General features: G+C 40.3%; 17 protein-coding genes. All 17 read left to right on the top strand.

Annotated elements, in window-relative coordinates; genetic code table 11:
- Positions 1-587 precede the first annotated feature (587 nt).
- The 17 genes from V7K85_RS19215 (at position 588) to hepA (ending at position 23,989) form a co-directional block, all read left to right on the top strand.
- Positions 588-1,262, top strand: a complete 675-nt coding sequence (locus tag V7K85_RS19215) for a vWA domain-containing protein (RefSeq protein WP_334815541.1) — start codon at positions 588-590, stop codon at positions 1,260-1,262.
- Positions 1,263-1,312: 50 nt separating this feature from the next.
- Positions 1,313-2,095 (top strand): PP2C family serine/threonine-protein phosphatase, encoded by a 783-nt coding sequence (locus tag V7K85_RS19210; protein ID WP_334815539.1) that lies wholly within the window; start codon positions 1,313-1,315, stop codon positions 2,093-2,095.
- A 56-nt stretch (positions 2,096-2,151) separates the two neighbouring features.
- Positions 2,152-4,320 carry a tetratricopeptide repeat protein gene (locus V7K85_RS19205; protein ID WP_334815537.1) on the top strand — a complete coding sequence of 723 codons (2,169 nt, stop codon included), beginning with the start codon at positions 2,152-2,154 and terminating at the stop codon, positions 4,318-4,320.
- A 553-nt stretch (positions 4,321-4,873) separates the two neighbouring features.
- On the top strand, positions 4,874-5,647 hold the full coding sequence (rfbF, locus tag V7K85_RS19200) for a glucose-1-phosphate cytidylyltransferase (RefSeq protein ID WP_334815535.1): 774 nt from the start codon (positions 4,874-4,876) through the stop codon (positions 5,645-5,647).
- A gap of 100 nt (positions 5,648-5,747) precedes the next feature.
- Positions 5,748-6,962, top strand: a complete 1,215-nt coding sequence (gene lhgO, locus V7K85_RS19195; RefSeq protein WP_334815533.1) for an L-2-hydroxyglutarate oxidase — start codon at positions 5,748-5,750, stop codon at positions 6,960-6,962.
- 446 nt (positions 6,963-7,408) lie between these two features.
- A complete protein-coding gene (locus V7K85_RS19190; protein WP_334815531.1) occupies positions 7,409-8,437 on the top strand; it encodes an NAD-dependent epimerase/dehydratase family protein in 1,029 nt (342 codons plus the stop codon).
- A 198-nt stretch (positions 8,438-8,635) separates the two neighbouring features.
- Positions 8,636-9,904, top strand: a complete 1,269-nt coding sequence (locus tag V7K85_RS19185; protein ID WP_334815529.1) for a class I SAM-dependent methyltransferase — start codon at positions 8,636-8,638, stop codon at positions 9,902-9,904.
- Positions 9,905-10,106: 202 nt separating this feature from the next.
- Positions 10,107-11,060 carry a glycosyltransferase family 2 protein gene (locus tag V7K85_RS19180; RefSeq protein ID WP_334815527.1) on the top strand — a complete coding sequence of 318 codons (954 nt, stop codon included), beginning with the start codon at positions 10,107-10,109 and terminating at the stop codon, positions 11,058-11,060.
- Between the two features lie 85 nt (positions 11,061-11,145).
- Positions 11,146-12,153, top strand: coding sequence for a glycosyltransferase family 2 protein (locus V7K85_RS19175; protein WP_334815525.1), 1,008 nt, complete (start codon positions 11,146-11,148; stop codon positions 12,151-12,153).
- Between the two features lie 50 nt (positions 12,154-12,203).
- Positions 12,204-13,055 carry a phytanoyl-CoA dioxygenase gene (locus V7K85_RS19170; RefSeq protein WP_334815523.1) on the top strand — a complete coding sequence of 284 codons (852 nt, stop codon included), beginning with the start codon at positions 12,204-12,206 and terminating at the stop codon, positions 13,053-13,055.
- A 190-nt stretch (positions 13,056-13,245) separates the two neighbouring features.
- A complete protein-coding gene (rfbC, locus tag V7K85_RS19165) occupies positions 13,246-13,803 on the top strand; it encodes a dTDP-4-dehydrorhamnose 3,5-epimerase (RefSeq protein ID WP_334815521.1) in 558 nt (185 codons plus the stop codon).
- Between the two features lie 61 nt (positions 13,804-13,864).
- Positions 13,865-15,103: a glycosyltransferase gene (locus tag V7K85_RS19160; RefSeq protein WP_334815519.1), complete on the top strand. Its 1,239-nt coding sequence runs from the start codon at positions 13,865-13,867 to the stop codon at positions 15,101-15,103.
- Positions 15,104-15,347: 244 nt separating this feature from the next.
- Positions 15,348-16,661, top strand: a complete 1,314-nt coding sequence (locus tag V7K85_RS19155) for an NAD(P)H-dependent oxidoreductase (protein WP_334815517.1) — start codon at positions 15,348-15,350, stop codon at positions 16,659-16,661.
- Positions 16,662-16,957: 296 nt separating this feature from the next.
- Positions 16,958-18,058 (top strand): glycosyltransferase, encoded by a 1,101-nt coding sequence (locus V7K85_RS19150; RefSeq protein WP_334815516.1) that lies wholly within the window; start codon positions 16,958-16,960, stop codon positions 18,056-18,058.
- 124 nt (positions 18,059-18,182) lie between these two features.
- Complete coding sequence (locus V7K85_RS19145; protein ID WP_334815514.1) at positions 18,183-20,411, top strand: GumC family protein; 2,229 nt, start codon at positions 18,183-18,185, stop codon at positions 20,409-20,411.
- Between the two features lie 884 nt (positions 20,412-21,295).
- On the top strand, positions 21,296-22,024 hold the full coding sequence (gene hepC, locus V7K85_RS19140) for a heterocyst development glycosyltransferase HepC (protein ID WP_334815512.1): 729 nt from the start codon (positions 21,296-21,298) through the stop codon (positions 22,022-22,024).
- 114 nt (positions 22,025-22,138) lie between these two features.
- On the top strand, positions 22,139-23,989 hold the full coding sequence (gene hepA / locus V7K85_RS19135) for a heterocyst formation ABC transporter subunit HepA (protein ID WP_334815622.1): 1,851 nt from the start codon (positions 22,139-22,141) through the stop codon (positions 23,987-23,989).
- Positions 23,990-24,288: the final 299 nt, after the last annotated feature.

Genomic DNA, 24,288 nt, shown 5'->3' with positions numbered 1-24,288 from the left:
TATTACACTCTACTTAATTTATCTCAAAAAACAAGTAAGTTGGTATGAATAAAGGTAAACACTGATCATGACTAGACTAACAGTAGATGTTGGTTGCTTCAGGATTTTACTCACTACCGACAACTCTTGGCTGAAGAACCTAATCATGACGTTTATTTATACCCAATCAGTTAAAGAGGCAAATTTGATTTAAAGTTCGCGCAGTGACACTGGTATACTTCTAGAGCTAATGATCTTAATTATGGTTAATCACTTTTCTACAAAGGAACGATTCTTCTACACAAAATCTTTAAAAACTTATCTAGGAAAGTTTACGTATTTATTGTACTGTAGGTTTAAGGGATATAAATTTTTGGTAGATACATTACAACAGATAATGCTGGGTTTTGATAAACTCTTTTTTGCTAAACTAAGCTGTACTCAAGTTATTCTTAAATATATAGTGAACTTCATGAAAATAATTTGTTTAATAAAGATTAGAGCATCTACCACTAGATACTATATTCTGTAGTCGCCTCGGCGACGAGAATTACATACTATGAGAAAAGGGAAATAAAGCTTTGGACTTTAACATAACACAAAAAGTTATGCATGATACGTTAAGACTTGATGAAGTAGTAGAATTTGCTGAGAACCCAGAACCACGTTGTCCTTGTGTGCTATTGCTAGACACATCTGGCTCGATGCAAGGAGATCCGATTGAGGCTTTAAATCAGGGTTTATTAAGTTTAAAGGATGAATTAGTCAAAAATACCTTGGCCGCAAGACGGGTGGAAGTGGCGATCGTCACTTTTGATAGTAATATCAATGTAGTACAAGACTTTGTGACTGCCGATCAATTCAATCCGCCGATTTTGACAGCACAGGGCTTGACTACAATGGGTGCAGGAATTCATAAAGCTTTAGACATAATTCAGGAGCGGAAATCTCAGTATCGTGCCAATGGTATTGCCTACTATCGTCCTTGGGTATTTATGATTACCGATGGAGAACCGCAAGGCGAGTTAGATAATGTGGTAGAGCAAGCAGCCCAGCGCCTACAGGGAGATGAAGCAAATAAGCGCGTAGCATTTTTTACAGTAGGTGTAGAAAATGCGAATATGACGCGTTTAAATCAAATAACTGTGCGTACCCCGTTGAAGCTCAAAGGATTGAATTTTATCGAGATGTTTGTCTGGCTATCAACTAGTATGTCAGCTGTTTCCCATTCGCAGGTGGACGAACAGGTAGCACTACCGCCAATTGGTTGGGGGACTGTTTAATTAAAAATCGCAGCTAGCTGTGTAAACATCAAGCTGTTGTCAAAAAATCTATGAACATATCAAAACAGATTGCTGAATGGCAGATTGTGGCTGCGTCTGTATGTGGTACAAGTCACTTAAAAAACAAGCAGTTATGTCAGGATGCTCATCACTGGCAGATATTGTCAGATAATGTTTTAGTGGCGGCCGCAGCAGATGGCGCGGGTTCTGCTAGCCTTGGAAAAGTGGGAGCGATGGTTGCTGTGGAGACAGCAATAGAAAACATTTCCACCAAAAAACTCACCCGACAAATTTTGACTGATGATGCCTATGTGCGATCGCTTTTAAATAATGCCATACTAGCTGCTAAAAAAGCTGTGGAGGATGAGGCGGCTACTTGTGACAAACAGCCTCAAGATTTGGCAACAACCTTAATTATCATGGTCGCCACACCAGAAGTTGTAGCTGTGGCACAGATAGGTGATGGTTTGGCAGTGGCAAAAGATAGCATGGGCAACCTCTTGGCACTGACTATACCTGAAAGTGGCGAATACATTAATCAAACCACTTTTTTGACTTCGCCTAGTGCCTTAGATACAGTGCAGATGAGATTATGGCGCACAGACATAGTAAATGTTGGTATAATTACTGACGGACTACAAATGCTGGCTTTGAATATGGTTGTTGGCGAACCTCACAAACCCTTCTTTTTTCCGCTGTTTGAATTTGTAGCCAATACCGAGGATAAGACACAAGCTAAGGAGCAGTTGGTAAAATTTTTACGCTCGGAGCGGATTACACAACGCACTGATGATGATTTGACACTCATTATAGCTGCATTCAACGACTCATAAGCAATAAATCTACAGGTTTCACATCTTAAATAACTCCCGTTAGCGGTAATTTCATTATGCAGGTACTACGTTGTTCCCCTAGAAAAGAAATCCTCAGCCTCAATGTCAGTTTGGGGCGTGGCGGTGAAGCTTGTGTTTATGCAGTGCCATCCGATAACAACTTGGTGGCAAAGATTTACCACAAGCCAACGACTGCCCATGCTGATAAACTCCAGGCGATGCTTGCCAACCCGCCAGAAAACCCTACGGCTAGTTTGGGGCATATCTCTATCGCTTGGCCAGAGGATTTATTACGGGCGGCAGATGGCAAAAATAGCATCCTGGGCTTTTTGATGCCACGTATTCAGGGGATGCGTCCAATCATCGACTTTTACAACCCCAGAACCCGTCGCCAACACTGCCCCCTATTCAACTATCAGTACCTGCTCCGCACGGCTCGTAACCTGACGGCGGCTTTTGCAGCCTTGCACGCTAGTGGATATTTCATTGGTGATGTGAACGAGTCCAATATCCTCGTCAGTGACACAGCACTGGTGACTTTGATAGACACAGACTCTTTCCAAGTACGCGACCCCAACAACAATGTTGTTTATCGCTGCCCAGTAGGTAAACCAGAGTTTACCCCACCAGAACTACAGAATAAAACTTTTGCCCAGCACGATCGCGAAATCTCTCACGATTTATTTGGGTTAGCGGTGCTGGTATTTCAACTCTTAATGGAAGGCACCCACCCATTTTCTGGGATTTTTCAAGGTGCTATTGAGCCACCACCCTACGAAGCACGCATTGCATCCGGTCATTTCACTTATAGCCAAAAACGGCACGTACCCTACCTGCCTACACCCATTGCACCCGCTTGGGAAATTCTCCATCCCAGCTTACAGGAACTATTTGTGCGTTGTTTTGAAGAGGGTCACAACAACCCACTACTACGCCCTAGTGCCCAGACTTGGCTCTCAGCAATAGCTGAAGCCGAAGATTCCTTGATTACCTGTACTACAAATCCCCAGCATCGCTACAACAATCATATGCGTAGCTGTCCGTGGTGTGAACGGACTGTGCGATTAGGCGGACGCGACCCCTTCCCATCACATCGGGCTATAGAAGCTAAAGAACATCTACAACCGCGAGTCAAACCGAAAAAGCACTACACCCAGACACCGCGTTTGCCACAGCGAGCCATGTCATCGCACCTAGCTAATTATTGGCAGCCAGTAATTACCCCAAGCGGTTCATATTATAAACCTTCCAAAAAGTCAAAATTATACCCGATTATTTTTTGCTTGCTGGGTTTTGGTTTATTGGGATATGCAGACGTAATGATTAAATTTACTCAGCCATTGGTTTCTCAAAATGCTTATACCCAACAAGCATTGAATTCTCGCCAGCCAAATAACAAACTTAGCTTCGCTGATTACTATCAACAGGGTGATGCTGCTTACAAACAGCGAGACTATGAAAAAGCAATTGTCAACTTCACCCAAGCAATTGAACAACAACCTACACATGCTAGAACTATTGTAAATCGTGGCAATGCCCGCTATAACCTGAAAGACTACGAAGGAGCAGTTATAGATTATAGCCAAGCTCTCAAAATCAACCCCAATCAAATCAAAGCTCTTGTAAATCGTGGCAATGCCCGCTATATGCTCGCCGAATATAGCAACGATCCTGATACAGAGTATAATCTAGCGATCACTGACTATAATCGGGCCATCGGTCTGGATAATAATGAAGTTGAAGCTTATATCAGACGGGGGATTGTCCGCACCCAAATGGCTAAATACAGCGGTGAATCTCAACAAGCTTACAAAAAAGCGATCGCAGATTTTACTCAAGCGATAAAACTTAATGTATCTAAAGCAGAAGCTTACTTTCAGCGGGGTGTTGTCTATTATCAAATTGCTCAATATAGCAGCAATTATGAGCAAGAATATAATCAAGCGATCGCTGACTTTAACGAAGCATTAACTATTAGCCCTAAACTAGCAAAAGGGTATCTCAAACGAGGTATGGTTCGCTATGAACTGGCACAGTATGGTGGTACTGATTCTAACAAAAACCAGACGAAAGCTATCGAAGATATACAGGCATCCGCCAAAATGTTTCTTGAGCAAGATGATATGGATAATTATCAGCAAGCACTCAGTAACATGTGTGTAGTCGTAGAAAACAAATGTGATCCTTTATTCACTGGGCCAAGTAATCCAGAAAAAACTAATTAAAAATAAGTAACTTTTGTTACTTAAATATTATTGGTTTTGATTTCAGAAATCAAGCCTGACTAGGATTAGCGGTAGCTAACCCTAGTTATTTTATGGATGACATTTTTCTTAAATTGAGTAATTTATTTTTCTATTTCTAAATATTCATAGAGCTTTTATATAGAAAAGATTTTAATTTATGTTTCCTTCATAATTTTGCCAAAAATTATAGTTAGATTATTGACGGAGAAAAAGAAATCAGAAATAAATTTTTCTCTATCTGAGTGCATCCTCTTCATGTCGAGAAAGTCAACTAATTTTGGATTTTAGATTTGCGATAGCGGAGTCTTCTCCCAACGCGAAGAAGCCTCTTTGGGATTAGTCATCGAAAATCATGAGCGTATGAGTACATTTGTTCCGTCCACTTTCAGAGCGGGGCATCTATCAAAAAACTCTTTTAATCCAAAATCCGTCTTGAAAAGCTTTGATGGGAGGAAACCTCCGCTCAAACTTTTCGCAAAATCTAAAATTGGCACGGTCAAATAATATCCCTACAAATCTCCGAGGTAATTGCATGAAAGCGGTGATTTTGGCTGGAGGGCTTGGTACACGCCTCAGTGAAGAAACTAGTATCAGACCCAAGCCGATGGTTGAGATTGGTGGTAAGCCAATTCTCTGGCACATAATGAAAACTTACTCTGCCCACGGCATTAATGACTTCATCATTTGTTGTGGTTACAAAGGTTACATAATTAAAGAGTATTTTGCTAACTACTTCTTACACATGTCAGATGTTACCTTTGACATGCGATTTAATCAGATGAACGTGCATTCTGGTTATGCTGAACCCTGGCGTGTCACTTTAGTAAATACGGGTGATAATACAATGACAGGCGGACGCTTAAAGCGAATCAGCGAACATCTTGGTAATGAAACTTTTTGCTTCACCTATGGTGATGGTGTAAGTGATATTAATATCACCGAGCTAGTTAACTTTCATAAACAACAAAATACCTTAGGAACACTCACAGCCGTTCAACCAGCCGGACGTTTTGGAGCTATTTCCTTAGGATATGAGCAAACTAAAATCACCAGCTTTCGAGAAAAACCTGAAGGTGATGGAGCTTGGATTAATGGCGGTTATTTTGTGCTAGAACCAGAAGTAATCAATTTGATTGCTGATGACTCTACGGTGTGGGAGCAAGAGCCATTAGAAAAGCTAGCTGATATGGAACAGCTGTCTGCTTTCAAACATCAGGGTTTTTGGCAACCGATGGATACTTTACGCGATAAAAACTATCTAGAGGGGCTATGGAATAACAGTCAGGCTCCTTGGAAAGCTTGGTAGAAAGAGTTATGAGTTATGAGTTATGAGTTTCAACTCCTCACTCCTAACTACTAACTTCTGACTTTATAGATTTACTGTAATTTCAAGTAGAATAATACTAATGTATGATTTTGCAATTATAGGTGGGGGAATAGTTGGACTCTCGACAGCGTTGGCTTTAGGAAAACGCTATCCCAATGCCCGTATTTTAGTACTCGAAAAAGAGAGCCAATGGGCATTTCACCAAACCGGCAATAATAGCGGGGTGATTCATTCTGGTATTTACTACAAGCCAGGGAGTTTTAAAGCTAAATTTTGTAGTGACGGTTCTCGCTCAATGGTAGAATTCTGTCAAGAGCATGGAATTGACCATGAAGTTTGTGGTAAGGTAATTGTTGCAACTGACTCTCAAGAGCTACCACGCTTAGAAAATCTCTACAAACGCGGTTTAGACAATGGCATAGAAGTCCAGAGAATCAGCCCCGAAGAAGTCAAGGAAATTGAACCTCATGTAAGATGTGTAGGTGGAATTCGGGTATTCTCAACTGGTATTGTTAATTACAAGCAAGTTTGTTTCAAATATGCCCAGCTAATTCAACAGCAGGGTGGGGATTTACACCTCAATACAAAAGTTCTAAAAATCTCCCCAAGTGGTAAAAATCAGGTACTGGAAACAAACAACGGTAGCTTTGAAACGCGCTTTGTGATTAATTGTACTGGATTGCATAGCGATCGCACTGCCAAATTAGGTCAAGTTGAACCCCAAGCAAAAATTGTCCCATTCCGGGGAGAATATTACGAACTCACACCAGAAAAACGCTATCTGGTCAAGACACTAATCTACCCAGTTCCCAATCCAGATTTCCCCTTCCTGGGTGTCCACTTTACCCGGATGATTGATGGTAGCGTCCATGCAGGGCCAAACGCGGTTCTGTCGCTCAAACGCGAAGGTTACAAAAAAACCGACTTTGACCTGCGGGATTTTGTCGAAGTCATTACCTATCCCGGTTTCTGGAAGTTAGCGGCAAAACACGCTGATGAAGGCATCCAAGAAATCATTCGTTCTTTTAGTAAAGCAGCCTTCACCAGAAGTTTGCAAAAACTAATTCCAGAAGTCCAAGCAGAAGACTTAGTTCCCACCCATGCAGGAGTCCGCGCTCAAGCCTTAATGAACGATGGCAAGCTTGTAGACGACTTTTTGATCGTTTCTGGTCAAAACTCTATCCATGTTTGCAATGCTCCTTCTCCTGCTGCCACATCTTCTTTAGAAATTGGCAAAGCGCTTGTAGCAGAAATTCCCCAATTCTCGCATCTAGATAGTGTAGTAACTGCATAGATAGTATAGCTGTTACTTCCGGGGCTGCTGAATTAAGGGATGAATCTTGTATGGTGGGCATCTTTGCCTGGAAATACAAGGGACGGGCAAGATACCCATCCCACAAAAAAGTGTAGTGCATCAATTAAGAACCGCTATAGAGTGCTGCTACCCAACGAGTAAACCTGCAAAAGGTTTATAGCAACTATGTAATGACTGTTAGCCTCATATATAGCGCTTCTGTGTTGAGTCCAATGACCTAACCCCCAACCCCTTCCCTACTAGCGTTGGGGAGTAAAATTCAAAGCCTCTCTCCTCTTAGGAGAGAGGAATGGAAGTGAGGTTATATTGCATACAAACGAAAAATATAGCGGTTCCCTTTTCGATGCAACACGCTGTAGGGCGTATATCTGTGCGCCCCTACTAAACGAAGAATTTAACTCATCAATACAAAGGCATTAACCATAATGAAAATATTAGTAACTGGAACAGAAGGCTATCTTGGTTCGTTATTACCTTCTCTGTTAATTGAACGGGGACATGAAGTTATCGGTCTAGATACTGGTTTCTATAAAGTTGGTTGGCTATACAACGCTAATGGGGTGACACCTAAAACCCTCAACAAAGATATCCGCAACATCACCCCTGAAGATTTGGAAGGTGTCGAAGCAATAGTTCACATGGCGGAACTCTCCAACGACCCAGCCGGACAATTGGCACCCAATATTACCTACGAAATTAATCATATAGGTTCAGTTCGTCTAGCTAGTCTGGCTAAGGCTATGGGTGTGCGTCGTTTTGTATATATGTCTTCGTGCAGTGTCTACGGTGTTGCTACCGCAGGTGATGTCACAGAAGAATCCCCAATTAATCCCCAAACAGCCTACGCAGAATGCAAAACTCTGGTAGAAAGAGATGTCAGACCACTCGCTGACGATGATTTCTCTCCCACCTTTATGCGGAATGCCACAGCCTTTGGTGCTTCTCCCAGGATGCGCTTTGATATTGTTTTAAACAACTTAGCAGGGTTGGCATGGACTAGCAAAGAAATCAAAATGACCAGTGATGGTACACCTTGGCGTCCATTAGTCCACGCACTGGATATTTGCAAAGCAATAGTCTGCGCTTTGGAAGCACCACGGGACATTGTACACAACCAAATCTTCAACGTGGGAGATACAGCAAACAACTATCGCGTCAAAGAAATCGCTGAAATTATTGCTGATATTTTCCCAGATTGTAAATTGTCCTTTGGTGACAACGGCTCAGATAACCGCAGCTATCGGGTATCCTTCGAGAAAATCAACACAATCCTACCCGGATTTAAGTGTGATTGGAATGCCCAACTTGGTGCCCAGCAGCTATTTGATTTATTCAGTCAAATACATATGGCTGAAGATACGTTCTTATTTAGAGGATTTACTCGCTTAAAACAGCTAGAGTATCTGATTCGTACTGAGCAAATTGACAAAGATTTCTTCTGGAATAAAAAGTAGCTAGAGTTAGCTATTAGTATGTAAATAAATAATTTAATCATAGGAACTATTTGAACTTTCCATATTAATCAAGTGGAAATTACGAAGCAATTAAATCAAAATTTACATATTAATAGCATCAACTATTCCGAAATTAATAATACTTGGTTCAGACTTTTTTCACCTATCAAATTATTTGCAATCAGTGAGTTGAAATTTATGGCGATCGCAAAATGTCGTTTCAGTGGTCAACCTCTGCATCAAACCTTTATTGATTTAGGAATGTCACCTTTAGCCAATGCTTATCTTAGGGCAGAACAGCTAAATAATGCCGAAAAATTTTATCCTCTCCACGCTTATATCTCTGAAGACACTCTCTTAGTTCAATTAGAACAGTTTGAAACTCCAGATCACATTTTTAGCGACTATGCTTACTTTTCTTCCTATTCAGTAACTTGGCTCAAACATGCCAAAGCTTACACCGATATGATGTTAGAAAGGTTTGGCTTTAATCATGATAATCAAGTTATTGAAATTGCTAGTAACGACGGCTACTTACTACAATATTTTTTAGAAAAAGGAATCCCAGTTTTAGGAATAGAACCAGCGGCAAATATAGCAAAGGTTGCTGAAGACAGAGGCATTCCTAGTATCAACAAGTTTTTTGGAGTTGAAACTGCCAAAGAACTCGTAATCCAAGGAAAACTGGCTGACCTTTTGATAGGCAATAATGTTTTAGCTCATGTACCGGATCTAAACGATTTCATTGCTGGGATGAAACTCATCCTCAAACCCAATGGCATTTTGACAATGGAGTTTCCTCACATTTTACAACTCATTCAAAAAAATCAGTTTGATACGATTTATCATGAGCATTTTTCTTACTTCTCATTCCTGACTATCGAAAAAATTTTTGCAGCACACAACCTGCAACTTTTTGATGTGGAAGAATTACCAACTCATGGTGGTTCACTAAGAATTTATGCCAAACATGACCACGCTGATAATCCCAGCATTAGTAAACGAGTTAGCCATCTGAAAGCAAAAGAAATTGCTGCTGGACTGCATCGGATAGAGACTTATATTACATTTGCTGAAAAAGTCAAAGAAACAAAGCACAAGCTATTAAATTTTCTTTTGACGGCTAAAGCAGAAGGTAAATCAATCGCTGGTTATGGCGCACCAGCTAAAGGCAATACATTGCTCAATTACTGTGGGATTGGTAAAGATTTTATCGATTATACAGTAGATTGCAATCCCTACAAGCAGGATTTATTTCTACCTGGAACTCATATTCCCATCTTTGAACCAGATAAAATCCGCCAAACCCAACCAGATTATGTCCTAATTTTACCTTGGAATCTCAAGGAGGAAATTATGGAACAAATGGCATTTATTGGCGAGTGGGGTGGACAGTTTGTAGTGCCAATTCCTGAAGTAAAAATTTACCCATGTTCTGTTCCGGATAAGCTTTTAATAGCTTCGTAATTACTAAATAGAAGTAAAAAATGCCTTTTGTTACTAATTATTTAATTGTTTAGATAAAAAGCAATATTTAAAGACTAATTAAAAGGCGTATCTCCTATAAAGTTTTTGTCACCAAACACAAAAAAATAGACTAAAAAGCAGCTTAGTAATTAACAAGCTGTTGTGAGTCATGATTCTTATTAAGTACAAGTTTGAGTTTAATATGAATAAATTGCTTACTATCGCCATTCCTACATTCAATCGTGCCCAGCTTTTAGATCAACAACTTACATGGTTAGCTAAAGCTATTAAAGGGTTTGAGTCTGATTGCGAAATCTTTATTTCTGATAATTGCTCTACAGATAATACTCAAGAAATAATTAAAAAATGGCAGATAATTCTCAGTAATGTCAGATTTACATCAAACCGAAATAGCGAGAATATTGGCGTAATGGGTAATATTGCCTGTTGTTTGAAAACCCCAAATAGTAAATATGTTTGGACAATTGGTGATGATGATCCAATTCAGGACAGAACTCTAGATTATGTGTTAACAACACTAAAAAAACATTCAGATTTAGCACTAATGTTTTTAAACTTCTCCGGTCGCCAAAAACGAACAGGTCAACTTGTTGTAGAACGCTGGTTGAATAGTAATAACGATGATATAAGAGTTGATGGTAAGGCTGTATTTCAAGGTTATCTGAATGAAAATTTTGGTGGTGTACTTTTTATATCAGCAGCAATTTATCGCACAAATATAGTAAAACAAGCTTTACAAAAGTGGCCATCCGCTACTAGTAATTGGGCATCTCAAGCATATTGGACTGCGTTTTGCGCTGCTCATGGAAGTGTGATCATCACTAAAGACACTTATTTAGAATGTACTATGGGCGCTAGTCTTTTGGATCTTGATCCAACATGGAATTTTAGAATGCGATATGCGTACATACCTGAAGTTTATATAAAACTACTAAAAGTAGGATATCCTCAGAAATTTTGTCAAGAAATGATTTGGCAGAATTTCCAACAAAAAACTGACTTGAAAATCTTGTTAGGTGCTTTAAAACGTTGGCCTTTATTGACAATAAAGATATTTATTCCTTACCTGCGTTTGTTAAGCATATCAGCCTGGGCAATTCTTTTTCCACCCAAGCAGCTAGGAACTAGCCTGTAATTTAGTGTATTAATTGCCAAGTTACTGTTAACACTAGTTCTTGGCGATAAGCATTCATATACCAATTTAACTACTATTTCTTACCATGCATAAATTACTGACTATTGCCATACCCACTTATAATCGTGCTAAGTTACTTGATAAACAGTTAGCATGGCTGGCTCAAGCTATTAAAGGTTTTGAAGATGACTGTGAAATTTTAGTTTCTGATAATTGTTCAACAGATAATACTCAGGAGGTGATCCAAAAATGGCAAGTAACACTTAGCAATATCACATTTAAATCAAATAAAAATTTCCAGAATTTAGGCGTAGTCAAAAATATTATGTATTGCCTAAATTCTTCAACAACAAAATATGTTTGGACAATTGGTGATGATGATCCAATTCAAGATAGAGCCATTACTTATGTGATTAGCAAACTCAAGCAATATGAAGATTTATCATTATTGTTCCTTAACTTTTCCGGCCGTAACCAAATAACTGGTTCACCAGTCCATCCACCAACAATTATTGGTAATCGCTGGTTTGATGTAGATAGTGAAAATGGTGATGGTGATGGGAAAGCTATATTTGAGCATTGTTTCTCCAAAAGTGTTGGCGCAGTTATTTTTCTGACTGCTACAGTCTACCGTACTGACCTAGTAAAACGCGCTCTACAAAGTTGGCCAGATGCTGAAAATAACTGGATATCTTTAGCATATTTAGCCGGATATTGTGCTGCTAATGGTAATGTAATTGTCACTAAAGAGACTTATTTAGAATGTATTGTTGGTGTGAGTTATTGGCAGAAAGAACCAAAGTCTGCACTGTTAATGCAATACAAACACATACCCGAAGTGATTTTAAAGTTGGAGAAAAGTGGATATTCTAAGCAGTTTTGCAGGCGGATGCTTTTGCAGAACGGCAAAGAAGTTAACTTGAAAGTTTTTTTTGGTGCTTTAAGAAGATGGCCTATGTCCGCTATTAAAACAGTAGTTCCATTTTTGGCTTTAGTCAGCTTGTGTGCTTTTGACGTGATGGTTTCTAAAGAGTTCAGATTAGCAGAATCAAGTGAAATATCTACTCAAGAAGTGCAAAGTTATAAGCCATAAACTACTAAAATTCTGATAAATATACATTAAAATTAGAAGGGATTAATGTCATGTTTAGTGCAATTAAACGCAAAATAGCTACACTGTCTCCAGACTTTGAATACTACGTAGCTCGTTGGAAGCATAGCAGAAATCTGCCAGCATTGGAAGAACGCGATCGCCACATCTTTAATACTCTCAAAAAAGATGGCGTTTGTGTCACAACCCTGGCAGATTTAGGGTTAGACTCTAGCTCAGAACTGCTCAACGCTGCTTACAATCAATTGTCTCATATGGAAAATGCAAACAATGACCATCTAGAACAAAAGTGGCCGCAAATTTCCACAGTTACAGGTTTACCAGAATTTTATGCCTGGGGGATCGAGAAAAGGCTGCTCAATATCATCGAAAATTATATTGGTCTTCCCATTGCTTTTCACGGTGTACATTTACGCAAAGATTTCAATAATAAACATCAGTTTGGAACGCTGCTATGGCATAGTGATGCAGAAGACCGCCGCATTATCAAAATCTTTATTTACTTGAATGATGTAGAAGAAAAAACTGGGCCTTTTGAATACATTCCTCGCTCTTTAACTCCCTTATTTAGTTGGAATTATTTTCGACTTTACTACAAACTTTGGAAGTCAGGTTATATGGGTATCGATGATGAACAAGTAAAACCAGTCATCCCCAAATCAGCTTGGAAATCCTGCCCAGGCCCAGCAGGTACAGTCATTCTTGTAGATACGAAAAATGCTTTGCATCACGGCACAGTCCGCACAGAAGACCGGTCAGCGCTATTCTTTTGTTATACCGCCAACCCCCCCGAACGACCAGACCTTTGCACCCAATACTGGGATGATACTTATCCCAGAGCAGAGTTACGTTCTTCATCAGATGCAGTTAAAGTTTCGACTTAGTACCCTTTCGTAGGGTGTGTTAGCAACAGCGTAACGCACCGAAAGCAGCAGCAATGATGTGTTAGGGACATAACGCACTCTACGAAGTTGTAGGTGATTAAATCCACGTTCATTACTGTTATTTTCTAGCGCCAACACTGAGCAGTTATCAAGTATCTTCTATACTCAACATTCATCTCTAAGGAATCATATGATTTTCACCGAAACCGCACTTCAAGACGCATTCATTATTGACTTAGAAGAAAAACCAGACCACCGTGGTTTTTTTGCTCGGTCTTTCTGCGCTCAAGAATTTGAAGCACACGGATTAAAGCCAACAGTTGCCCAATGTAACTTGTCTTTTAACTACAAAAAAGGCACTATCCGGGGAATGCACTATCAAGTTCTTCCAGCAGCAGAAACGAAATTAATTCGTTGTACTAAAGGTGCTATCTATGACGTAATTATTGATATGCGTCCTGAATCTCCCAGCTTTTTATCACACATCGGTGTAGAACTAACCCCAGAAAACCGTCGCGCTTTGTATGTTCCAGAAATGTTTGCTCATGGCTATCAAGCACTCACAGATGAGACTGAGGTCGTATATCAAGTGGGTGAATTTTACACGCCAGGGTATGAGAGAGGTTTACGCTATGACGACTCATTCTTTAATATTGATTGGCCTCTAGATGTGACTGAAATATCTGAGAAAGATTTAAGTTGGCCTTTGTTAAGAATGATGACTGTTGGCGGTACAGCTTCCAGATAACTATAGGCTTTTTCTCTGCGCCTCTATATGAGGGTAAAATAATTAATTTAGGTAGAAATAAATGCCAAATACAATTCTATCTCGTGTCGGTAATACTATTTCTTTTGTCTCCAATAAAGTCCAAGCACGCATCAATTACGCCAAGACTTTACAAGTTGTTTCACTGAAGCCGAAACAGCCTTCTAAAGGAAATGTACTTCTTTCTTATCGGATTGAACCATTTCTAATAAAATCAGGTCAGCCTATCCCCAATGACCAGAGTTGGAACTGGGAATGTCTACTAATCGCCCAAACTTTTTTAGACCTGGGTTATAACGTTGATGTTATCCAATTCCACAATAATAAATTCGTTCCTCAAAAAGACTACGCATTTTTAATTGATATCCGTCATCGTTTAGAAGCACTTGCACCAAAACTGAATAAAGATTGCATCAAGATTTTCCACGTTGACATTGCTAATATGGTGTTTCGCAATGCAGCTGAATGCAACAGACTTCTAGAACTCCAACAACGTAGAGGAATTACCTTACGACCACAGCGATTTGAGACGCCCAACTTGGGAATTGAATATGCCGATTACGCTACCGTCTTGGGCAACAATTTCACAGTTGATACATTCAAATATGCGAACAAACCAATGTATCGTATTCCCATTTCTTCGTCACTCATTTATCCCTCTCCCGACGAGAAAGACTTTGAAGCGGTAAGAAAGCGTTTTCTGTGGTTTGGTGGTAATGCTCTAGTTCTCAAAGGATTAGACTTAGTTTTAGATGCCTTTGCCCAAATGCCGGAATACCATTTAACAGTTTGTGGCCCAATAAGTAATGACAAAGAATTTGAGCAAGCTTTCCATAAAGAACTGTATGAAACACCTAACATTCACACCTATGGTTGGATTGATGTTAGCAGCCCTGACTTTTTAAAGGTTACAAAGAATTGTTTGGGACTTGTTTATCCTTCCGTTTCTGAGGGACAGGCAGGAGCAGTAATAACTAGCTTGCAAGCCGGATTAATTCCGATTTTAAGCTACGAATCTGGTGTGGATGTTCATGATTTTGGTGTGATTTTCGAGAATCTTTCCCTTGAAGAAATTAAGACGAAAGTTAGAAGTATTTCCAATTTGCCTGTAGAAGACCTAAAGCTTATGTCTCATAAGGCATGGGAATATGCAAGAGCAAATCATACCAAAGAAAAGTTTGCCCAAGCCTACAGAAATGCTGTGGAGCAAATTATTGAAAATCACAGCCATAAAAAACAGACTTGTTTGATAGCATCTAGCAAACAACTGGTTAGCACTTAGCCCTGGCGATTAGAAATCACGGCTATACAAACTTTCGTCCGCCTGCGCGGGCTGATGGGAATTAAGGGTTTTTAACCCGCGCAGGCGAGTTTTGCCTGTATAGCCGTGACTTATAGTCGTTTGGTGCAAGCTAATCCTAATTCACCATGAAAATGTACTTAATATTTAGTTGTCACCAATTATTAAGTACAAGATTATAGAGAATTTGTATCACAATAAACAGTTCTATAAAGGAGTTTAGTTCATGATTATTATCGATCGCGCCTTACAAGCCCGTGCAGCAGCAGGCAATCCCATCAAAGTGGGAATGATTGGTGCTGGTTTTATGGGTCGAGGAATTGCCAACCAAATTGTCAATTCAGTGCCAGGAATGGAGTTAGTTGCTATCTCCAATCGTCAGATTGATGCAGCTAAACAAGCTTATTCGGAAGCCGGAATTGAGGATATTCAAGTTGTTGCAACTGTCAGCGAGTTAGAAGATGCGATCGCTAACGGTAAATATGCAGTCACAGAAGACGCTAAGTTACTGTGTCGGGCCCAGGGCATCGATGCATTAATCGAAGTCACAGGTGCAGTGGAATTTGGCGCTCATATCGTTATGGAAGCGATCGCCCATTGCAAACATGTGATTATGATGAATGCCGAACTCGATGGCACTATTGGCCCCATCCTAAAAGTGTATGCTGATAAAGCAGGCGTCATCCTCAGCGCCTGTGATGGCGATCAGCCAGGGGTGCAAATGAACCTCTACCGATTTGTGAAAAGTATTGGTTTAACTCCGTTATTGTGCGGTAACATTAAAGGACTCCAAGACCCCTATCGCAATCCCACCACCCAGGAAGGATTTGCTAAACGTTGGGGTCAAAAGCCCCACATGGTGGCTAGCTTCGCAGACGGAACCAAAATTTCCTTTGAGCAAGCGATCGTTGCCAATGCCACAGGCATGAAAGTTGCCAAACGAGGAATGCTAGGATATGACTTCAACGGTTATGTCGATGAAATGGCCCAGATATATGATGTTGAACAACTCAAGGAACTGGGCGGCATTGTCGATTATGTAGTTGGAGCAAAACCTGGCCCAGGCGTATATGTATTTGCCACTCACGATGACCCCAAGCAACGCCACTATCTCAACTTATACAAATTAGGCGAAGGCCCTCTTTACAGCTTCTATACTCCTTATCACCTCTGTCATTTTGAAGTTCCCCTGTCCGTAGCGCGTGCTGTCCTATTCGGTGATGCCGTTATGTCTCCACTCGCAGGCCCGCTAGTAGATGTGATCACTACCGCCAAAATTGACCTGAAAGCAGGAGAAACCTTAGATGGCATCGGCTACTACATGACCTACGGACAATGTGAAAATTCCGATATCGTCCAACAGCAAAATCTCCTACCAATTGGTTTAGCTGAAGGGTGTCGCCTGAAACGAGATATTACTAAGGATCAAGTCCTCACATACGAGGATGTAGAATTGCCTGAAGGCAGACTTTGCGACCAACTACGAACTGAGCAAAACACTTATTTCGCTCCAGAAAAAATCTTGGTAGCAGTTGGGTAATATCGGTTCCAAAAATATTTGCAACAAATAAATTGGCTGTAGGGGCGTACAGCTGTACGCCCCTAATACGTTTCGGATAAGATCCCCCCGCCTGCGGCGACCCCCTTTTTAAGGGGGTAAAGATCAGAAAAAGCTTTTTAAGGGGGGTTGGGGGAATCTCCGAGGCCCCTACCAACATATTTGTAGGAAGAATTTCGTGAAGAGGATAGAAGTTATACTGCTGAACACTAAAGTTGTTGATAGTAACTTGCTGGGGAGCGTTGAAAAAAACCTGATCGAAACTTTAGGTCAAATTCATGAAAATTGCTCTAGTCCATGATTATTTAACCCAGCGAGGTGGGGCAGAGCGTGTGTTTGAACTGCTTTGTAAGCGCTATCCTGAAGCAGATATTTTCACATCTTTGTACGATCCCCAAAAAACTATTGATCTAGGCGATCGCATAGTCAACACGACTTTCTTACAAAAGATTCCTGGTGCAGCAAAATATTTCAGGTCGATGGCTCCTCTATATTTTCCTGCCTTTCGTGCCTTGGATCTGCAAGCCTATGACCTAATTATTAGCAGTAGCACCAGCTTTGCCAAAGCAGTGCGAAAAAATCCCAATGCCCGCCACATTTGCTTTTGCCATAATGTCACCCGTTTCTTATGGGATACAACAACTTATTTAAGAGAGTATGGAGACTATAGATATTTAGCTCCTTTAATTGAACAAGTATTTCAAGTAATGAGAAAGGTAGACCTGAAATATGCACAGGAACCTGACCTTTACATTGCTAATTCTAGTGTTGTTGCCCGCCGTATTGAAAATATTTATGGCAAAAAGGCAATGATGGTGAATTATCCAATTGATACTAGTAAATTTGTTTTTTCAGATATAAAAGATGAATATTATCTGGCCTCCGCCCGGATGATCAGTTATAAGCGACTTGATATAATAGTCGAAGCTTTTAATTGGTTGGGGTGGCGGTTATTAATATCAGGTGATGGGCCAGAACTAGCACGATTAAAATCCAAAGCATTACAAAATATTGTGTTCTTGGGACACGTAAGTGATAGAACCCGTAAAGACTTGTTTTCCAAAGCCAAGTCTATTATTGTCGCAGCCCTAGAAGACTACGGACTAGTTCCAGTAGAGGCTAATGCTAGTGGCACACCAGTCATCGCCTATGGAGCAGGTGGAGTATTAGATACTCAAATCCCAGGTGAAACTGGAGTCTTTTTCAAAAGACAAACACCCGAATCTCTACAAATTGCATTACTAGAAGCCAATGGCATCGCTTGGGATTACGATCGCATCCGTAATCATGCAGTAGCAAACTTTTCAGAGAATGCATTCTTTGGTAAAGTTGAGCAAATTATTCACCAAACTTGTGGTATGCATCAATTATTCATTTGATTTCTTAATTTTTTTCCACAAGAAGATTATCTATGTATTTTTATCTCTCCTCCTTGGCGGTTAAAAAAATAGGTATTCTTCGGAGTATCTCTTAGCGTAAGTCTTAAAGACAAGGATAATAAAAGTGGTTCAAACTAGTCTAAATCCTCATATAGCTCCAGCTTCTGAAAATGAACCAAGTTACGGACAATTGTTTGCCGTATTTGTCCGGAGATTTCCTTGGTTTTTAGCAGTATTTATTAGTTGTATTGCTATTGCAACCATAGTAAATTTTAAGACAAAACCTACTTATAGAAGTTCAATGCAACTGCTAGTAGAACCTAACTATCAAGGTAAGACAGAAGGTGCTGGGGTAGACAACCAGTTTACGGACTCTAATGTGGTCATAGATACTGCCACCCAGCTTAACTTGATGCAGAGTTCGGGACTTATCCAAAAAGCAGTTGATAAACTTCAGTCTGATTATCCAGATATAACTTCAAGTGAGATTAAAGCTTCTTTGGTTTTAACTCAATTAAGGAGCAAAGAAGATAATGTCGCTACTAAAATATTTCAAGTGGAATATACTGCTGGAGATCCAGGGAAGACACAAAAAGTTCTGGGTGCAATTCGACAAGTTTATCTGGAATATAACAAAGAACAACAGAATTCGCGTTTACAAAAAGGTCTGCAAATTATCAGGGAACAGTTAAGTAAAGCCAGTGAAGAGGTAAACGCGGCTGAGGCAAATTTACAAAGGTTTCGCAGAAACCAGAATTTAATTGATCCAGAGTCACAGGCTAAAGCGATTGAGACAGCTTTGAACAATATTGCCCAAGAGCGACAGACAACTCGTTCTCAGTATGGGGAAGCTTTGGCACGCCAAAAATCGTTGGAAGAACAACTTAACCGTTCTCCCCAGAATGCTCTAGTTGCTTCTCGCCTGAGTCAGTCTGTTCGCTACCAAAGCTTACTAAACGAAATCCAAAAAACAGAACTGGCATTAGCACAAGAACGCTTACGCTTTACAGATCAAACTCCGAGTGTGCAAAAGTTCAAAGAACAGCTTCAGGGTCAGAAGGAATTATTGCAACAAGAGGTAGGAAGAACTTTAGGTGGAAAGTCTGCTAGTGCATTCACTTCTGGAGATTCTCTTCTCGAAAAAGGACAGCTCGGTGAAATTGATCTCAGCCTTGCTGGTCAGCTAGTGGAAACGCAGACAAATCTAGTTGCTTTAACTGCTCGCGATCAAACTTTAGCTAAAAAAGAGAACGAACTGCGTTTTGAAATCAAACGTTTCCCGCCTCTGTTGGCTTATTACAATCGGATGCTACCACAGTTGCAATTTAGTCGTGAAAGGTTAGAGCAGCTTTTAAGAGCAGAGCAGCAATTGCGGCAAGAACTTTCCAAGGGTGGATTTAATTGGGAAGTGGTAGAAGATCCCCAAAAAGGCGGACAATTAGGCCCAAATCTCCAGCAGAATTTGCTCTTAGGTGCTGTGGTTGGGTTTATGTTAGGAGGCATTGCTGCCTTTATTCGAGAATCGGCGGATGATGCAGTTCATACCACTGCTGAGTTAGAAAAGCAAATGGCCATGCCGTTGTTGGGAACAACTCCCAAGTTACCGCCAGCCAAACCCAGAGAATCAATGATCAAGTTGCCTTTTGGTAAGCCAGAAGTTCTCGCCCCCTGGACAATTCAGGTATTGCAATCTCCACCGCGTTGGGAATCGCTGGATTTGATTTACAAAAACATTGAGCTTTTAAATACTGTTACTAACTTGAAATCTTTGATGGTCACCTCGGCTTTGCCGGATGAGGGTAAGTCAGCTTTGGCGTTGGGTCTGGCAATGAGTGCTGCCCGTTTACACAAAAGGGTACTGCTGATTGATGCCAACTTACGCGATCCCAGTCTGCACCAACAACTGAATCTTCCTAATGAACAGGGGCTTTCAACTCTATTGGCTAGTGATGCAACTCTACCCAACCAGATTAGTCTTCAATACTCAGGCTCCGCTTACATCGATATTTTGACCGCTGGCCCCAAACCTGCTGACCCAGCGAATCTGTTGAGTTCCCCTCGGATGATCCAATTAATGGCAGCATTTGAGGAAAACTATGATTTGGTACTCATAGATGCTCCCCCAGTTCTTGGTTTGGTGGATGCCATGCTTACCGCATCATCTTGTCGTAGCGTGGTTATGGTGGCAAGCATTGGTATTGTGACGCGAAGTCAGCTGACTCAAGCTACAGCTATGTTAAGTAAGTTAAATCTGATTGGGGTTGTAGCTAACGGGGTATCAAACTCTAGCAGTAATTACGTACCCTATACCAAACAACAGCAATTAGCCCTACGACAAGCTGTAGAAAAGTAGCTAGTACCGCTAGATGATAGATCCCTGACTTCTTAGAGAAGTCGGGGATCTTGTATTTCGCATTTATAGCAGATTGCAACTTGGTGAGGTACAGATTATCGTAGGGGCATAACATGTTGTGCCCCTACCCGTGTACCAATACGGTTCAGTTAAAGCTAAAACTCTTTGTCAAAGTCAGTTTTTTTAACGAACCGCAGAGGCGCAGAGAAGCCAGTGCGTTGGGCGGGTTCCCCGACTTGTAGCAACTGGCGCGACACAGAGAGAAGAAAAAAATGCTTAACTGAACTGTATTGACCCGTATACTTCATTTACCTGCAATACGCTGTATAACCAAAATTTCATTTTGTTGCTATCAGGAAAATTCCAGTAGATTTATGCTATCTTTATGGATTATCAGAGAAATCACTGGCTCTTTAAAGAGTAAATAAAGAATTTATTTGAGCGATCGCTATTTCTACATAATCTTATATTCTAGAGATTAAAGCATCTTAAAAAAGGCTAGAAGACAACAGGGGACTGGTTTTGTTAATATCGACACAATAAACACCTCAGCACAATTAAACGTAGATATAGATTCATGGGTAATTTCCCTCTACACTTCTCTACTGTCAGTAGTTCCCGGAAAATCATGATTTACCCATGAATGTTAATAGTAGCGGTGATTGCTACCAATGTAATTAGTATCTGTCTAATTTGTATATCTCTACACCAGCAGAATTCTGCACGATATGTGCTTGGCTGAGTGGCAAAAAGTAATAACATATTTTTGCCCTCAATTCTCTCCAACTTTTTGGACTTACAACAAGATGCGGATTTGGGTCAAAGGCTATCAATGCCTTTGATAACGCCTCAGCAATTCACTCCTGTATAAACCCAAAGACATTATGACAACTTCAATAATTCCAACTCTAGAGAATTTATATGATGTAACCCAGGAACACCAAGATAATCGTGGGTACTGCACACTCCAGTGGCGACGGGGTAAACTGTTGGTGAAGCCGCCTGGACTAATTAAACAACCATATCTGCCTTCATTAGATAGTAAGCGATCGCTAGTAGAATGCTTACAACATTCTCCTGTAAGTTTGGTGAGCATAGATCCAAAACTGGGTGAGGCTTTGCTCAGGTTTTGGGCAGATGCATGTCAAAAAGCTAAAAAACCAATATTCCTAAGCATACCCGCTGGCAATAAACTGCCTAACCAACCCTTGAGACAATTGCAGCGACTAATTGATTGGATTGCTGCTTTAGTGTTGCTGCTATTAGTAAGTCCAGTCATGTTGGGATTGATTGTATTAATGCAGGTTTTCTCGCCAGGGTCACTTTTTTGTCGTGAGTGGCGGGTTGGAGAACGGGGTAAACTCTTTCAAGCGATTAAGTTTTGTACGACTGCAAAGCAGAACATCACACCGTTAGGGCGTTGGATGCGTAAATATGGTCTTGACAATTTGCCCCAGTTATTAAGTGTATTGCGGGGTGACATGAGTTTGACCGGATCTTGTTGTTGGACTTTAGAAGATGCAGTACAGCTAAATAAACTACCAGAAATTAAGGCTTCATGGGAAGTAGAGGCACAGTCTCACCTGTTACATCTAGATAGCCAAACACTGTAATTTATCTGTGCGGTAACTGATGATTTCATCTGCCGCACTGAGGCTACAGCAAAAATTGCTTACTTAGCATCTATATCGGTCTATCTACCTTGCCAAACTATTATGATAAAATCCATGCATTTCCAACTTCCTCAACAACTCCGTAGTCTGCTCAAAGCTAGCAGCTTCTGGCAGGACAACTATTTGATATTGCGAGAATTTAAACACTTTCGCAAAATTGCAACTTTAGCTCTGATATTCTCGATTTTTGCGGCAACTTTTGAAGGTGTGAGTATTGGTTTTTTACTTTCCTTTTTGCAAAGCTTAACTAGTCCTAATGCTCAACCTGTTCAGACAGGAATACACTGGTTTGATATCTGGATTTTGGGAGCTAAGACATCGGCAATTAATCGTCTGTACCGCGTATCTTTGCTGATTTTATTGAGTACTTGGTTACGTGCAACCTTTAATTACTTTTCCCAAGTCTATACTGAATTATCTCAACTACATCTTGCCGATCGCTTACGTAAGCAAATTTTTGAACAGTTACAAGCCTTGTCACTAAGTTACTTTGCCAAAACTCGTTCTGGTGAACTAATTAACACAATTACCACAGAAATTGAAAGGATCAGACAGGGTTTCAGTGGCGCAGCCTTTTTAGTAACTAGAGGACTAACAACCTTTGTCTACTTAATATCAATGTTTTTGATCTCATGGCAACTAACGCTGATATCAGCATTACTATTTACACTTTTAGGTGTGGGGTTGTCAAATCTGAACGCTAGAGTCAGAGAATCAAGTTTTGGGATGACAACTGCTAATGCTAATTTTACCTCAACAGCCATAGAATTTATTAATGGTATTCGCACTGTTCACTCCTGTGGTACTCAAGAATTTGAGCGTCAGCGTTACTACAAAGCTAGTGACAAGGTAATAAGTACTACAACGAAGGTTGTGTTCACCTGGACACTTGTTAAGCCAATTGCCGAAGGGGTAGCGACTACGGTATTGATCGGAATGATTATTTTGGCGTTCACTAGCCTTGTTACTAATGGAACACTACAAGTTGCTTCTTTACTAACCTTTTTCTTTGTGCTATTTCGCTTCATACCATTTGTTCAAGATATTAATGGCACGAGAGCATATCTCAGCACTTTACATGGTTCAGCAGACAATATTAAAGATCTCTTGAAAACTGATGATAAATATTACTTTCAAAATGGCACAACTGAGTTTAAAGGGTTAAAAAGGTCAATAGATTTAGTATCTGTAGATTTTGGCTACGATGATCAAAATATAGTGCTACATAATATTACCCTGACTATTGAAAAGGGAAAAATGACAGCATTAGTCGGAGCATCTGGTGCTGGTAAAACAACCCTTGCTGATTTAATTCCCAGATTTTATAATGCTACAGATGGATATCTTTTCATGGATGAAGTTGATGTACGGCAGTTTGAAATTAACTCCCTACGTCGCAAAATAGCTGTCGTCAGTCAGGATACTTTTATCTTCAATACTAATGTTTGGGAAAATATTTCTTACGGAACTCCAGAAGCTACTAATGATGAAATCGAAGAAGCTGCTAAACTAGCGAATGCACTAGAATTTATTTTGGAAATGCCGGAAGCTTTTAACACCCAATTGGGAGATCGAGGTGTTAGGTTATCTGGGGGACAAAGGCAGCGAATTGCTATTGCGCGAGCTTTACTGCGGAACCCAGAAATTTTGATTTTGGATGAGGCAACTAGCGCCTTAGATTCTGTATCTGAGCGCTTAATTCAAGATTCATTAGAAAAGCTATCTATTGGTAAAACAGTGATTGCGATCGCTCACCGTCTTTCTACCATTTCTAAAGCAGATAAAGTTGTAGTTTTAGAACAGGGACGGATAGTAGAGCAAGGTAAGTACCAAGAACTCTTGGATCTCAAAGGCAAGCTTTGGAAATATCATCAAATGCAGTATGAAGTAAGGCAATCAGATTAGAAACAATATCCAAAGGTTCGTCAGATTTAATTAAATCAATTTACCAAAATCCTTGCAACACATGAATCGGCTGTACACCCTTACAGCCGTACACCTCTAACTATATGTGAGTTCGACGGGTATAAATAAAGAACCCCTCTCCAAACCTCTCCCCGCAACGGAGAGAGGCTTTGAAACCTTGATTTTTTCGTTCAAAACTCGAAAGATTTCTGCCCCTCTCCGACACGGAGAGGTTCATCGAACTCACGTTAACTATGTATTTATATCAGTAGCTTTGTGAAATAGGAACGCAAAAAAAT

It is taken from the genome of Nostoc sp. (genome assembly GCF_036917615.1).
Classification (GTDB): Bacteria; Cyanobacteriota; Cyanobacteriia; order Cyanobacteriales; family Nostocaceae; genus Nostoc.
This window is presented reverse-complemented; position numbering and strand designations above follow the sequence as displayed.

Coding starts and splice junctions, on each gene's coding strand:
- V7K85_RS19155 (WP_334815517.1), top strand. CDS start 15,348: ATGATTATTATCGATCGCGCCTTACAAGCCCGTGCAGCAGCAGGCAAT.
- V7K85_RS19205 (WP_334815537.1), top strand. CDS start 2,152: ATGCAGGTACTACGTTGTTCCCCTAGAAAAGAAATCCTCAGCCTCAAT.
- rfbF (WP_334815535.1), top strand. CDS start 4,874: ATGAAAGCGGTGATTTTGGCTGGAGGGCTTGGTACACGCCTCAGTGAA.
- V7K85_RS19185 (WP_334815529.1), top strand. CDS start 8,636: ATGGCGATCGCAAAATGTCGTTTCAGTGGTCAACCTCTGCATCAAACC.
- V7K85_RS19170 (WP_334815523.1), top strand. CDS start 12,204: ATGTTTAGTGCAATTAAACGCAAAATAGCTACACTGTCTCCAGACTTT.
- lhgO (WP_334815533.1), top strand. CDS start 5,748: ATGTATGATTTTGCAATTATAGGTGGGGGAATAGTTGGACTCTCGACA.
- V7K85_RS19190 (WP_334815531.1), top strand. CDS start 7,409: ATGAAAATATTAGTAACTGGAACAGAAGGCTATCTTGGTTCGTTATTA.
- hepA (WP_334815622.1), top strand. CDS start 22,139: ATGCATTTCCAACTTCCTCAACAACTCCGTAGTCTGCTCAAAGCTAGC.
- V7K85_RS19215 (WP_334815541.1), top strand. CDS start 588: ATGCATGATACGTTAAGACTTGATGAAGTAGTAGAATTTGCTGAGAAC.
- hepC (WP_334815512.1), top strand. CDS start 21,296: ATGACAACTTCAATAATTCCAACTCTAGAGAATTTATATGATGTAACC.
- V7K85_RS19180 (WP_334815527.1), top strand. CDS start 10,107: ATGAATAAATTGCTTACTATCGCCATTCCTACATTCAATCGTGCCCAG.
- V7K85_RS19210 (WP_334815539.1), top strand. CDS start 1,313: ATGAACATATCAAAACAGATTGCTGAATGGCAGATTGTGGCTGCGTCT.
- V7K85_RS19160 (WP_334815519.1), top strand. CDS start 13,865: ATGCCAAATACAATTCTATCTCGTGTCGGTAATACTATTTCTTTTGTC.
- V7K85_RS19150 (WP_334815516.1), top strand. CDS start 16,958: ATGAAAATTGCTCTAGTCCATGATTATTTAACCCAGCGAGGTGGGGCA.
- V7K85_RS19175 (WP_334815525.1), top strand. CDS start 11,146: ATGCATAAATTACTGACTATTGCCATACCCACTTATAATCGTGCTAAG.
- rfbC (WP_334815521.1), top strand. CDS start 13,246: ATGATTTTCACCGAAACCGCACTTCAAGACGCATTCATTATTGACTTA.